General features: G+C 48.7%; 1 protein-coding gene. It reads right to left on the bottom strand.

The genetic code is table 11. The annotated features are described in order from the left end of the window. The coding region (locus E0698_RS26455) for a hypothetical protein (RefSeq protein ID WP_192513449.1) at positions 1-228 on the bottom strand (228 nt) is incomplete at both ends.

Below are 228 nucleotides of genomic sequence, written 5' to 3'. Positions count from 1 at the left end.
TGAATTCCAGCCGTCAGACCCGCGCCCAAATCAAAGTCCAGGCGCTTCGTCTGATAACCTGTTTTGCTCTGGATTTTAGCCTGTGGCAAACGAGACTGTTCTTCATACCCATCCAGGTATGCGGTCCAGTAACGAGAAGCCTTCTGACGTTCTTGATGCACTTTCAGTACATCCACTGTTTCTTCCACTGTAATCCATTCCAGCTCACTCAATGTGGTATCTGGGCTA

Origin of the sequence: Paenibacillus sp. 23TSA30-6, from assembly GCF_014858585.1 — a bacterium.
In the GTDB taxonomy this organism is placed as follows: Bacteria; Bacillota; Bacilli; order Paenibacillales; family Paenibacillaceae; genus Paenibacillus.
Note: the sequence above shows the minus strand (reverse complement) of the source record. Positions and strands in the feature narration are given on the sequence as shown.